Origin of the sequence: Paenibacillus terreus, assembly GCF_042138595.1 — a bacterium.
In the GTDB taxonomy this organism is placed as follows: Bacteria; Bacillota; Bacilli; order Paenibacillales; family Paenibacillaceae; genus Paenibacillus; species Paenibacillus terreus.
On record NZ_JBHIRX010000003.1, the window covers coordinates 195,023 to 207,663 of the forward strand.

General features: G+C 52.3%; 11 protein-coding genes. 5 read left to right on the plus strand and 6 right to left on the minus strand.

Annotated elements, in window-relative coordinates; translation table 11 throughout:
* The first annotated feature begins 92 nt into the window (after positions 1-92).
* The gene (locus ACE5KN_RS07820; RefSeq protein WP_375525859.1) at positions 93-923 is read left to right on the plus strand and encodes a methyl-accepting chemotaxis protein; all 831 of its coding nucleotides are present in this window, start codon (positions 93-95) and stop codon (positions 921-923) included.
* A gap of 72 nt (positions 924-995) precedes the next feature.
* Here the strand turns inward: ACE5KN_RS07820 and ACE5KN_RS07825 are convergent, their stop codons facing one another.
* Both ACE5KN_RS07825 and ACE5KN_RS07830 read right to left on the minus strand, forming a co-directional pair.
* Positions 996-1,604 carry a LysE/ArgO family amino acid transporter gene (locus ACE5KN_RS07825; protein WP_375525858.1) on the minus strand — a complete coding sequence of 203 codons (609 nt, stop codon included), beginning with the start codon at positions 1,602-1,604 and terminating at the stop codon, positions 996-998.
* A gap of 295 nt (positions 1,605-1,899) precedes the next feature.
* On the minus strand, positions 1,900-2,355 hold the full coding sequence (locus ACE5KN_RS07830) for an SRPBCC family protein (protein ID WP_375525968.1): 456 nt from the start codon (positions 2,353-2,355) through the stop codon (positions 1,900-1,902).
* A 142-nt stretch (positions 2,356-2,497) separates the two neighbouring features.
* Between ACE5KN_RS07830 and ACE5KN_RS07835 the strand changes: the two genes are divergently transcribed.
* A complete protein-coding gene (locus ACE5KN_RS07835; RefSeq protein WP_375525857.1) occupies positions 2,498-3,970 on the plus strand; it encodes an aminotransferase-like domain-containing protein in 1,473 nt (490 codons plus the stop codon).
* Here ACE5KN_RS07835 and mobA read toward each other — a convergent pair.
* Positions 3,958-4,617, minus strand: coding sequence for a molybdenum cofactor guanylyltransferase (mobA, locus tag ACE5KN_RS07840; RefSeq protein WP_375525856.1), 660 nt, complete (start codon positions 4,615-4,617; stop codon positions 3,958-3,960). The genes ACE5KN_RS07835 and mobA overlap by 13 nt on opposite strands.
* A 262-nt stretch (positions 4,618-4,879) precedes the next feature.
* Between mobA and ACE5KN_RS07845 the strand changes: the two genes are divergently transcribed.
* A complete protein-coding gene (locus ACE5KN_RS07845) occupies positions 4,880-6,100 on the plus strand; it encodes an MFS transporter (RefSeq protein ID WP_375525855.1) in 1,221 nt (406 codons plus the stop codon).
* Positions 6,101-6,205: 105 nt separating this feature from the next.
* Here ACE5KN_RS07845 and ACE5KN_RS07850 read toward each other — a convergent pair whose 3' ends face one another.
* Together ACE5KN_RS07850 and ACE5KN_RS07855 are read right to left on the minus strand one after the other, a co-directional pair.
* Entirely contained in the window at positions 6,206-7,486 is a 1,281-nt protein-coding gene (locus tag ACE5KN_RS07850) for an ArsB/NhaD family transporter (protein WP_375525854.1), read from the minus strand.
* 358 nt (positions 7,487-7,844) lie between these two features.
* Positions 7,845-9,524 carry a glutamine--tRNA ligase/YqeY domain fusion protein gene (locus ACE5KN_RS07855; protein ID WP_375525853.1) on the minus strand — a complete coding sequence of 560 codons (1,680 nt, stop codon included), beginning with the start codon at positions 9,522-9,524 and terminating at the stop codon, positions 7,845-7,847.
* A gap of 544 nt (positions 9,525-10,068) precedes the next feature.
* Between ACE5KN_RS07855 and ACE5KN_RS07860 the strand changes: the two genes are divergently transcribed.
* Together ACE5KN_RS07860 and ACE5KN_RS07865 are read left to right on the plus strand one after the other, a co-directional pair.
* Positions 10,069-10,776 carry a copper amine oxidase gene (locus ACE5KN_RS07860; RefSeq protein WP_375525852.1) on the plus strand — a complete coding sequence of 236 codons (708 nt, stop codon included), beginning with the start codon at positions 10,069-10,071 and terminating at the stop codon, positions 10,774-10,776.
* Between the two features lie 217 nt (positions 10,777-10,993).
* Positions 10,994-11,542: a GNAT family N-acetyltransferase gene (locus ACE5KN_RS07865; RefSeq protein ID WP_375525851.1), complete on the plus strand. Its 549-nt coding sequence runs from the start codon at positions 10,994-10,996 to the stop codon at positions 11,540-11,542.
* A gap of 76 nt (positions 11,543-11,618) precedes the next feature.
* Here the strand turns inward: ACE5KN_RS07865 and ACE5KN_RS07870 are convergent, their stop codons facing one another.
* A complete protein-coding gene (locus tag ACE5KN_RS07870; protein ID WP_375525850.1) occupies positions 11,619-12,602 on the minus strand; it encodes an iron-hydroxamate ABC transporter substrate-binding protein in 984 nt (327 codons plus the stop codon).
* Positions 12,603-12,641: the final 39 nt, after the last annotated feature.

Here is a 12,641-nt window from a genome sequence, read left to right on the forward strand (position 1 = left end):
GCAAAGCCTCCGAGACGCCATTCATTCCACACTGCGTCCTGACGATGATAGATACATAACCCCTACGCAAAACATCACTGGAGGCTGAATCCATGAACATCATCGACGCGCTGGTGCTTGCCGCGCCATATTTCAAGAGTCTGACCAAGGAAGATATCATGGTGGGAATTACGGATCACCGGGTTTTTCACTATTACACAGGTTCTGAGGACATTGATTTCAAGCTGAAAAAAGGCGATCCTGTGCCTCCGGAAGACCCGTCACTCTCCAACGCGCTGAAAGGCCGTGCTACCGTAAACCGGCTGCCCGCAGAGCTGTACGGCTTCCCGATTATTTCCGCGGCTGTTCCCGTTTATGACACGGACGGCAGTATCGCCGGAGCACTGGCAGTAGCCTATACACTAAAAAATGAAGAAAAAATGGAGCAGCTTACCTCCAGCATCGATGGGATCACGAACCAGCTGGTCGATATGATCCAGAGCGTAGCCGCCCAGGCACAGCAGCTGTCCGCCGCCTCGACCCAGATTCTTGATAACAGCCGTCAAGCTGTCACAGAATCCCGGGAGGTTAACAAAGTGGCCGGTTTTATCCGTGAAATTTCCGATCAGACCAATCTGCTCGGACTCAATGCTGCCATCGAAGCTGCCCGGGTCGGTGAGCTGGGGGCCGGATTCGGCGTCGTGGCCTCCGAGGTCCGCAAGCTCTCGGCTCATACCAAAGAAGCCACGGAACATATCGAGGTGTCCCTGAAGGATGTTCAGCATGCCATCAAACGGATGGAAGGGGAAATCGAATCCATTGCAGCTTCCGCCAACGCCCAGGCAGAGCTGGTTACTGAATTCAGCAGAGTTGTTGACCAGTTGAATTCGGTCAGTGGTGAGCTGTCCGTATTTATAAGATCGCTTGTCAGCACCGATAAATAAACAGAAACAGCCGTCTTCCATGATCTTAACGGGAGACGGCTATTTTTTGCGGCACGAGAGAAAGCAGATATATTACTTCATCAACAAATTGACCGCCATATATACAGCTAGTCCGAAAATCACGAGCGCTGACAGCCTGTTCAGCTTCCCGCCGATTCCGCCAGCCGGATCGATCCGCCCCAGTCCCCGGCCAGCTGCCGCCAGCCCTGCAAACCAGAGCCAGGATACCAGGGCTGCAGTCAGCGCGAAGACCCAGCGCTCCCCTCCTTCATACTGCAGCGAGCTTGTGCCGATAACCCCCACCGTATCCAGAATGGCATGCGGGTTCAGCAGGGAGACCGAGGCGGCGAAAGCCGCCTGGCGCGTGGCAGAAAGCGGGGAAGACGTCCCGGCCCGCGATGGTCCCGAACGCCAGATGCTCCAGGCCATATACAGCAGAAACAGACAGCCCGCTCCATATAAAATATCCGTCATCCAGCTCCACTGCAGCATAAGCAGTGAAACCCCTCCCACCGCAAGGAAGATGAGCAGCGTATCGCAGACACCGGCCGTAATTACCGCTGGCAGCGCCTTTCTAAGGCTGGGCTGGCTGGCCCCCTGGTTGAATATGAATACATTCTGAACGCCAAGGGGCAAAATGAGCCCGATGGCGAGCAGGAACGCATGTACAGCAGCTTCCATCCGAATAAGTCCTCTCTGGTACAAACTGATTTATGTACATACTCTAATGCGTTAACGTCAGCTTGTCACCAACCAAATCTCCGCAGCGGATCCAGCCAAATTATTCAGACGCCTTCCAGTTTGTTATAAAACCATAGCCACCAGACAACTGGCTACAATCAATAGCGTATACTTTCAAGTTTTTTGACGTTGTTATTGCCTTTCAATTTTTGAATAAAATGATTTAATCAATAGGTTGTATTCCCTTAGGGGGTAAACAATACCAGGGTCTTTCCCAATGAATCCATCTATTGCATTACTGTATCTCTTCCGCAATTTTCTTCAATTCATTGGCTCGCTCTATAATAAATTGCTGCATATATTTTTCAAGGAACATCTTATCAGCCATTTTTCCAATAATACCGAAAGGCGATTTATATTCAAATGTATCCTTCATAATCGTTCCTTGTCCATGTTCCAGAAATTCATGTGTGTGCGTAAAGGAATGAAATGCTCCCTTGACCATAACATCCGTAAATTTATAGGGGGCTTCCATTTTTACAACCTTAGCCGTTAACCTTTGTTTAATCCCAAAGTGGATTGCTTCCCAAGTAACAGTGTCTCCCTCTTTTAACAATCCCTTTGTCACACCATCCACTGCTTTTTCTTTCATTTTTGCGGTTGTTCTTGTGTGCATTTCTACATCTCTTACGAGATCAAAACAAACATTTATCGGAGCTTCTATAAAAGTATCAAGTCTGATTACTGGCATCTTGTTCACACCCTCTCCTAAAAAACATGAACTGTTTTGATGTTTTATTTTCGCATCCTTAATCAAGAGGGAGTAATATTGAACTTAGTCATCAGTTATGACTAACTGGTTCAGAACGCTCTCAGTGAAAGGAAGTTCCGCCATGCTTAATCCAGACTGGAAGCCTGATGCTTCTTCTCCGCTCCCGGTATATAAACAGATTGAACAATATATCCGCGAAAAGGTTCTGCATGGCGAATGGCCCCCTGGAACCCGCCTTCCGTCACACCGGGCATTGTCTGCACTGTTCGGAGTCAACCGCAGCACTGTAGCAGCCGCCCTCAATCTGCTGTCCGCTTCCGGCCTGCTGGAAGGCAACCGCGGCGGGGGAACCGTGGTACGTTCCGGGCCGCTGGAGCCATCAACATCCGCCGTAAAGGCTCCAATCTGGATGAACGCGGCCGACGAGGGCATCCACTATCCCAACCTGCCTGTCATTCAGACGATTAACCGCATGGAAGCCGCCTCTGGCGTCATCAGGCTTGGCACCGGGGAGCTATCTCCCGAGCTGCTGCCCCATGGCAGCTACAATCAGCTGCTTGCCGAGCTGTCACGCTGCCGCCGCAGGCTGAGCTATCCCGAACCGCAGGGCTGCCCTCAGCTTCGGGAGGCGATTGCCCGTCATGCGGCCGCAGACGGGATTCGGGCGAGCGCGGCTTCCGTGCTGGTTGTATCCGGTTCCCTGCAGGCCCTGCACCTGATCTCCGTGGGCCTGCTTCCACGTGGTGCGGCCATCCTGACCGAAAAACCGTCCTATCTCTATTCCATTCATGCCTTTCAATCTGCGGGCATGAAGCTCATCGGGCTGCCGATGGACAAGGAAGGACTGCAGACAGAAAAGCTGGCCGATGCTGCTGCGGCATATTCCGCAAGCCTGCTCTACACGAATCCGACCTTTCACAATCCGACAGGCCGAACCATGAGCATGGAAAGACGCATGCAGCTGCTTGAGCAGGCACGCGCATCCGGACTGTCCATCATTGAGGATGGGGCCTACAATGAGCTCTGGATTGACCATGAACCTCCACCTGCCCTGAAATCCCTTGATTCGGAAGGAAGGGTGCTTTATACAGGCACGCTGTCCAAATCCTTCAGCCCGGGGCTGCGGATCGGCTGGGTGATCGGGCCTGAGCCCGTGATTGGGCGGCTTGCCGATATCAAGATGCAGATGGATTACGGCTCCAGCATGCTGTCTCAGGAAACCGCCGCATTATGGCTGTCCTCCGGCCGTCATGAGGCCCATCTGGTGCATATCCGTTCAAGGCTGCGCGAACGCCGCGATCATCTGCTTGAGCTGCTGCACCGCTTCTTCCTCGATATCGCGGAATGGGACAAACCTTCCGGGGGTTTTTATATATGGATCAAGCTAACCGTAACCGTTCCGCTGCGGGCTTTGTTCGAAGCTGCTCTTGCCGAGGGGATTTTACTGAATCCGGGAGATCTCTATGACCGGAACGACCGGCAGCATCTGCGCTTATCCTACGCTTACGCTTCCGCTGCCGAGATGAACGGCGCTGTACCAGCCCTCTCCGCGATCGTGCGCAGGCTGGCAAAGACTGAACGTCAGGAGTCCTGACCCCCGATGCCTTTTTCCTGCCGGCTCCATTCGCACACACGGCGGTAATCGTCCGGCTCGTTCATATTGAAGAACACCTTGTCCGCTGACAGGGGACCGGAGGCGGCCAGGGCTTTCCCTTCCACATACGCTGCATTGATCGTATCCAGCCAATCCTGCATCCGCAGCTGGCCGGTCCGCAGCCGTTCCTCCAGACCGGGAAGCACCCGGCGGTGATAGGCGGCCAGCAGCGGCTGCCTTCTGCCGCCAATAACCGGAATCACCGCGTCACAGGCCTCATCCCCTGCCGTCAGCTGCCCTTCTTTAATCCATCGCTTCGCCGCCTCGGCCCGCAAAGCCAGCAGCGCCTCCGCGTTCACAAGCGGCATATCACAGGCGCATACGATGTTCCATTCGGTTTCCGATGCCTGAAGTCCCGCATGCAGACCCGCGAGAGGCCCCTGACCGGGATAATGATCGGGAACTGTTTCCAGGTCTGCCGGTACGCCGCTGTCATTGCTGCCTGCCGCAATCACCCGTCCGGCTGCCTGCTGCAGCTCCCCGGCGATTTTTTCAAGGACAGTCATTCCGTCCAGTTCCAGCCGTGACTTGTCCGTTCCCATACGCGACGATTTTCCTCCCGCCAATACGATACCCGTTACCTCCAACTTCTTCGCCCCTTTTCTGAAGATTTCAAAAAGTATAAACTTCTTGGTATAAGATTCCTGAAATCACAAGAAAAACTACCGCTAAACGCAGTCTGTCTTCTTTGAATGTACGTCGATAGACGTTTTTCTCCTTTTTCTCATGTAATATGTTTAATGCTGTAATTGTTAACCCTTTCAATCAGTGATACATTGATTAAAGATTCTTTTCTATTTTCCGATAAACTAGCCTGAGTCTCTTAACAGCTGTTGAAGAAAGGAATGTATGCGCTTGAGGAAGAGCAGTCCTTCACTCTATTCCCTGAAAATGTACAATTTTTTCATTTATGGGGCCATCGCGATTTTCTCAAGCTTCTTCCCGTTATATTTGCAGGAAGTCGGGATGGATAAAATCGAAATTGGCAGCCTGATGGCCATTGGCCCGTTTGTTTCCGTGTTCGCCAACCCGTTCTGGGGATATATGAGCGACCGGACGCAGAACATTCGGCGCACCCTGTTTTTAATGATGGCAGGAACACTGCTCCTGCTGCAAGCAGTATTTCTTGTGAGCACCTACACCATGATCTACATGTCCATGGTTTTGTTTTTCTTTTTCCAAAGCCCGCTCTTCGCCCAGACCAACAGCATGATCCTCAGCTACATCGAAGGCACCGGCCGGAAATTCGGCTCCTTCCGGTTATGGGGCTCGCTCGGCTGGGCACTGATCGCCGCAGCCTCCGGCTCGGTCATCGATTATTTTGGCACAAGCAGCATTGCAGCCGTTTTCAGCGTTCTGCTGCTGGCGGCCGCAGGCGCGGCCGCGGCTCTGCCTCCGCTCCGCAGTGCGCCGGACACGCCTCCGGTCAGCCTGCGCGGCTTCGGCAGGATCATAAATAACGGATATTTTATGAGCTTTATCATTCTCGGTGTGCTGGTGTCGACCCCCAATGCCATGAACAGCGCCTTCGTCTCCCTTTATATCACGGAGCTTGGCGGCTCGAAAAGCATGGTCGGCTTCTCGGTATTCATGTCCTCCATATTTGAGGTCATCGTCTTTCTCATGTTCGATCGCTGGCTCAAACGGAAAATGACAGTCCTTACGGCCTGTCTCGCCCTTGTCAGCCTGTTGTTCGCCCTGCGCTGGCAGCTCATGGCGGCTGCCTCAAGTCCGCTCGATGTCGTGCTCGTACAGGCGCTGCACTGCATTACGTTCGGCGGTTACTTCTACGTCGGCACACAGCTGACCATGCTGTTCATTCCCGCAGAATACCGTTCCTCCGGCCAGGCGTTATACACGCTTACTTGGAGCGGCATCTCCGGGATTGTGGCAGGCTTTGCCGGGGGCTGGCTCTTCCAGAGCTTCGGCGGCGAAATGATGTATAAAGCGGGCGTAATGCTGGCCTTGCTTGGAGCGGCTGGATTTGGAGTAATGTGGTATATGCTGTACAAGTACGGTTATCGTCCGCCGCTGGCTGAAAAAAAGCAGGTTCCACAGAACGGGATTTGAACCGTTACACCCCAGAGCCCCAAAATGCACAAAAAGTTCCGGAAATTCCGGAACTTTTTTGCTGCGCGCAGGCTGCAAATTGATCGATGCTCGCATCACACGGCGCTACAGGAGGTAACGCACATAAATATATACGGTCGATATAACTATGGTAAGCAGCATAAGCGGCAGACCATACTTCAAGTATTTCAGAAAAGTAATCTGATGGCCCTCTTTATCCGCGAGGCCCGCCACGATCAGATTGGCGCTCGCGCCGATCAGCGTGCCGTTGCCGCCCAGACAGGCGCCCAGAGCCAGGCTCCACCACAGCGGCTCAAGATTGGTGATTCCCATCGTCCCCATGTCCTGAATAAGCGGGATCATGGTGGCCACAAACGGGATGTTATCCAGAAAAGCGGAAGCTATCGCACTCATCCATAGAATCAGCATGGAGGCCGCGGTAAGGTCTCCGCCTGTAAGCTCAACGGCCTTGGAGGCCAATGCCGAAATCACCCCGGTTTCCACCAGTCCGGAGACCAGCACGAAGAGTCCTATGAAAAAAAAGAGGGTTGTCCATTCCACACGCGTAAAAGCCTGCTCCATCATGGACTCACCGGTAAGGAGCAGCAGGATGAACGCCCCAGCCAGCGCGACCGTCGCCGTTTCCAGATGAAGCGGCTGGTGGAGAAAGAAACCCGCCACCGTCAGCAGCAGCATGCTTGTGCTTTTAACCAGCATCTGGCGGTCACCCAGCATTTCAGCTTCGTTCATCTCCATAATGCCCCGCTTCAGCTCATCCGTTGTACGAAGCTGCTTGCGGAAGATAAGCATGAGCAGCGGGATCAGCACGACCATAATGATCACCACAACAGGGGTCAAATTCTGGATAAAAGCCATGAATGTCAGTTCCTTGACCGCGCTGCCAATCATGATGTTCGGCGGGTCGCCGATCAGCGTCGCAGTACCCCCAATATTGGAAGCGAAAATTTGCGTAATCAGGTATGGCATCGGGTTTACCCGCAGCTGCTTCGTGATACTGAATGTCACCGGTACGGTCAGAAGCACCGTTGTGACATTATCCAGAAAAGCCGAACCGAAAGCAGTCAATACGCCGAGTACCGCCAGAATGCGCAGCGGTTCTCCTTTGGCCAGTTTAGCCGCTTTTATAGCCAAGTAGTTAAACAGTCCCGTTTCGGCCGTAACGCTGACGATGATCATCATGCCGACAAGCAGCCCCAGGGTGTTGAAATCGATATGCGCAAGCGCCGTTTCCTGATTAATAATGCCTGTGGCAATGAGCAGAATGGCGCCCAGCATGGCGAGAACCGTACGATGAACCTTTTCCGAGATAATTAGTGCATATACGACCAGAAAAATAATAATGGCCCATACAGCTTGCTGATCCATAGTTCCTCCTTCGAACCAATAACGTTGCAACAAATCTGACAAAGATACATTTCTAACCACAAACGACTCTAACGGTTGCCACGACTGCTATTAGTTCCAAAAACGTTGATTTCAAATTACAACGGTTGCCTTGGCGCTTATTTCACTTAACCCGGGTATTTCCGCCTTGATTAAGGCAAATAACGCCGATCACGACCGTTAAAATTCGAAAAGGTCTATTTTTCGTAAAATAGCAGCTGCTACAACCGTTAGATTTCCGTCAAGTAAAGAACAGACGCTTCCCGCCGGTATCGCGCCTGTACTACGATTCCCGGCTGAAGCGCCTGAATTCTATGATGCTATGATGTCCGCAGCCTCTTTAGCCCTTTTTCGGCAATTGGAAGGAGCTTTTGAGGGATACGACCCTGTTAAACACCGGACGCCCCGGCTGTGAAAACTTCGGATCCACATTAAAGTATCCGTGACGGAAAAACTGGAACTTGTCCTGCGGCTTCGCTTCTTTCATGTCCGGCTCCACAAAACCTTCAGCAATCACAAGCGAGTTGGGATTCAGCTGATCCAGGAAGGTTTTCTCCTCCCCGTCTTCATCATCCAGCACCTCTTCCGCACTAATCAGCGGCTCGTAAAGACGGAATTCGGCAGGCACTGCCTGAGAGGCTTCAACCCAGTGAATCGTTCCTTTCACCTTCCGGCCCGTAAACCCGGTCCCGCTCTTCGTTTCCGGATCATAGGTGCAGTGAATCTCCGTCACATTGCCGTCCGCGTCTTTGATCACATCATTGCATTTGATAAAGTACGCATGCTTCAAACGGACCTCATTGCCAGGGAACAGACGGAAGTATTTGCTTGGCGGGTCCTCCATGAAGTCATCGCGTTCAATGTAAATCTCGCGGGAAAACGGAATTTGCCGTGTGCCCATTTCCGGATTCTCGCTGTTATTTTCCGCCTCCAGCATTTCCACCTGGCCTTCAGGATAGTTCGTGATGACCACCTTGAGCGGATCAATGACCGCCATCGTACGAGGGGCTTTCAGCTTGAGATCCTCACGCACGAAATGCTCCAGCACCTGCAGGTCGATCTCGCCGTATGCCTTGGAAATGCCCGTCTCAAATATAAAATTGCGGATGGCCTCAGGCGTGAACCCGCGCCGGCGCATTCCCGAAATGGTCGGCATGCGCGGATCGTCCCAGCCGTCGACATGCTTCTCATCAACGAGCAGCTTCAGCTTGCGCTTGCTGGTCACCGTCTGCGCCAGGTTCAGGCGGCCGAATTCATATTGATGCGGTACATGCTCCATTTCGCATTCAGCGACAACCCAGTCGTACAGCGGGCGCTGATCCTCAAACTCCAGCGAACAGAGAGAATGCGTTACACCTTCAATGGCATCCTCAAGCGGATGCGCATAAGAGTACATCGGGTAAATGCACCACTTGTCCCCTGTGTTGTGGTGATGGGTATGCGAGATCCGGTACAGTACCGGGTCACGCAAATTGATGTTGGGGGAGGCCATGTCGATTTTGGCGCGAAGCACCTTCTCCCCGTTTTGATATTTGCCTGCGCGCATTTCTTCAAACAGCCTCAGGTTCTCCTCCACGCTGCGGTCGCGGAACGGGCTGTTGGTGCCAGGCTCTGTCAGCGTACCGCGGGTCTCGCGGATCTGCTCGGCGCTTTGATCATCCACGTACGCCTTGCCTTTCTTGATCAGCAGCACGGCCCGCTCATACATTTCTTCAAAATAATCGGAGGCGAAACGAAGCTCCTCCCATTCATAGCCAAGCCATTTGACATCCTCCTGGATGGACTTGACGTATTCCTCTTCTTCCTTGGCCGGATTTGTGTCGTCAAAGCGCAGATGCGTCCGTCCGCCAAACTCGTCAGCCAGGGCGAAATCAATCCAGATGGCCTTGGCGTGACCGATATGCAAATAACCGTTCGGCTCCGGCGGGAAGCGGGTTACGACTTCCTTCACCTTGCCGCTGCGGAGATCTTCTTCAATGACCGTTTTGATAAAATTCGGGGGAGTGCTTGGCTTCTCCACGCATATCAACCTTTCTGTGTGTTTAATCGCTTGTCGCGTAAACATGTTTCCCTTAAATATACCTCTTCGTATCAGAATGTTCAATAAAATGGGCACTCATGCCGAAATACAAAATAAATCGCGCTTTTTCTGTCTGAGAAAAAAAGAAAAAGGTTAAGAAGAGGTAACGATTTCTATAGCTCTTTACTCTATACTGAAGTTAGCTGTTTTTAACAATCAAATTCAAATGTCCGCACCGGACCTGAAATATATAGAAAACTATTTAAAAATGCGTGTTCAAAAAGTCAGGTTTTCAGCACCAAAGCCTATGCTTCCGAAGTGCGTTTTTTCAAAACGCTTGAGTTGGATGAAGCTAGGGACTGAGGAACGGAGCGTACTTGGGGTACGTGAGCACCTGAAATGTTTCCGTAGGAAACATACTTCGGAAGCGTCTGCTTAGTCCCGGCTGAATTCAAGATTCGATGTCGAGTCCGCTTCCTGATTTCCTTCGTGATCAAAAGATGACTTTTTGAACTACCTCTAAAGTAAGAAAGGAGGCCTCCCCATGATGAGGCTGCTCGCCGCTCTCCTGCTGTCCACCCTTCTGACGTCCTCCAGCCCGCTGCCCGCCGCTCCGGCCCTCACACCGGATTCCGCTCAGCGGATTGCCACGGCTTCGGAAGACGCCTCCGTACAGCTATACCGCGGCCCTGAAGAGGGCGGCCTGTTCCACCAAGCCCTTTTGCAAGTGGACGGCAGGTTTGATGCCTACGACTGGACGGGATCCACAGCAGAAGCTTCTCCTCCCCAGCTGTATGTCCAGGATGTGAACCAGGATGGCGTAAAAGAAGCTGTCGTAATTTTGACCGTTATGTCAGGCACCGGCACCGAAGTGCAGAATATCCATGTGGTCAATCTGGAGACGCTTGCGGAAGTTCCCGTTGAAGATGCGGGGCACTTCATACAGTCACAAGCTTCCTCGAAGGTGGATGCCCGGGACGGGCAGCATCCCGTCAAGATCGAAGTGACATTCCAAGGACAGCGCACACTGCTTGATTTAAAACCGTCAGACTTTTATGACGACCCTTCCAATTTTTATTCAGCACTGGATTTCACTTCCTACGTTGTTTATGACACGAGCCTTAACGAGCTGCGCGCGACCGTTTCCGGCAGCGTCTCGCCCTCCGAATTTGTTGGCGATTTCGAGCTTGTCTACCGATTTGAAGAAGGCCGGTTCCTGATTGATCAGGTGGCCTTCGTCCCGTACCAATAACAAAAACGTCTACCGACATACATTCACAGAAGGCGGAACATAGCGGAAATTTTTCTTGAGATTATAGAATTGTGTAGATCTGCTGAAAATTAAGCAATCTATCCTTTTAAAAACACGTCTTTGGCCCTTTTGACGACTCTCCCGGAATCATGTAGCATAAAATATTATGGCCAAAATACGGCCTGTCCGCATTTAGGAGAGGAAGAGGGGATCGCTTTTGTTTACATACGAATTGGACGAACGGACCGTTCTCAAGCCTATTGCCAGAGAGCACGTACAAGCCTTGTACGAACTTACCGAAATGTCGCGCGACCGTCTCCGGGAATGGCTGCCCTGGGTTGATTCGACTACCGAGCTTAGCCATACCGAGCAGTTTGTGCACAATGCGATGAAGCAGGCTGCAGAAAACGGCGCCTTCACGGCAGGCATTTGGGTGGACAACGAGCTTGCGGGGATGATCGGCTATCATGCCATTGACTGGAGCAGCCGCTCCGTGAGCATTGGCTATTGGCTTGGCCGGGGTTATGAGGGACAGGGTATTATGACAAGCGCCTGCCGCGCTTTCGTGGAACATGCTCTGATCGATCTTGATCTGCACCGGGTGGAGATCCGCTGTGCCACAGGCAACCGCCGCAGCCGCGGCATTCCCGAACGCCTGGGCTTTGTGCTTGAAGGAATTATCCGTGAAGCGCAAAAGCTGCCATCAGGCTATGTCAATTTTGCCGTGTACGGCATGCTGCAAAAGGAATGGAAGCAGCTCCGGTAGCAGCACATTTAATCAAAAAGAACCTCCGGCTTCACGAATTCGTGAAGCCGGAGGTACTTTTTCTTTTAGTATCAAGCTACTTGACCATGGCCTTTAATACATCATCGATCATGGCTTCGTTGGCAATTTTCCCGCTGTACAGCCAGCTGCCCTTTGAATCCATCGTGTAGACATGGCCCTTTTGGACGGCAGGAAGGGCCTTCCAAATCGGACGTTCCAGCGTCTCCGAGCCCGCTCCCTTGTCGCTGTTGATCAAAAAGATATGATCTGCATTCAGCTCAGGCAGCTTCTCAAGCGTGATCGAGGTCCAGGAAGCATCCGAATCAGCTTCCACCGTAAGTGCGGGAGCCTTCAACCCAAGATCGCCATATACCACGGCTCCGCTCGATTTTTTAGGATCAACGATATAGAAATTTTTCTTGGTAAGCCACAAAATGGCCACAGATTGATCGCCCGCCACACCCTGCAGTTCTTCCTTGGCAGCTGCTGCTTTGGCTTCGTAATCCGCCACGGCCTTCTCGGCATCCGCCTGCTTGTTCAGCAGCTCGCCGATTGTCAGCAGCGATTGTCTCCAGTCGGAGGAAACTTTATCACCCAGCACATAAGTAGGAGCAATGGCAGAATATTGCTCATATAACCCTTTTTGCACCATCGACTCTGAACTGATAATGATCAGATCAGGCTGGGCGTCCAAGACCTGCTCCGGAGGCATATCATACGGCATTAAAGGCACGTCCTTCAGATATTTCTCCAGATAGTCCTGCTTTTTGCCGTTTTGAACGGACCACTGCGCAACCGGGGTCACGCCCAGCGTCAATAGAGGATCCTCCAGATAAGGGGCCAGCACCCGCTTGGGATTGGCCGGAATGGTGACCTTATGCCCCATGGCATCCGTAACCGTACGCTCTGCCGCCGTATCCGCCGGAGCCTGATTCGTGTCCGAGCCTTCCGGCTGCGCCGAAGGCTGTGCTTGTCCGCATGCGGACAGCAGCAATGCAAGCAAGATGATTCCCGTGAGGAAGCTCATCGTTCTTTTACGTGAAAATACAACTTGTCTCAACACAACTCTCCTCATTTCTGCATAATTCATTATATTCTA

What these genes read in the sequence shown, in the direction of transcription:
- ACE5KN_RS07820 (WP_375525859.1), top strand. Translation starts at nt 93, where the DNA reads ATGAACATCATCGACGCGCTGGTGCTTGCCGCGCCATATTTCAAGAGT.
- ACE5KN_RS07825 (WP_375525858.1), bottom strand. Translation starts at nt 1,604, where the DNA reads ATGGAAGCTGCTGTACATGCGTTCCTGCTCGCCATCGGGCTCATTTTG.
- ACE5KN_RS07830 (WP_375525968.1), bottom strand. Translation starts at nt 2,355, where the DNA reads ATGCCAGTAATCAGACTTGATACTTTTATAGAAGCTCCGATAAATGTT.
- ACE5KN_RS07835 (WP_375525857.1), top strand. Translation starts at nt 2,498, where the DNA reads ATGCTTAATCCAGACTGGAAGCCTGATGCTTCTTCTCCGCTCCCGGTA.
- ACE5KN_RS07845 (WP_375525855.1), top strand. Translation starts at nt 4,880, where the DNA reads ATGCGCTTGAGGAAGAGCAGTCCTTCACTCTATTCCCTGAAAATGTAC.
- ACE5KN_RS07850 (WP_375525854.1), bottom strand. Translation starts at nt 7,486, where the DNA reads ATGGATCAGCAAGCTGTATGGGCCATTATTATTTTTCTGGTCGTATAT.
- ACE5KN_RS07860 (WP_375525852.1), top strand. Translation starts at nt 10,069, where the DNA reads ATGATGAGGCTGCTCGCCGCTCTCCTGCTGTCCACCCTTCTGACGTCC.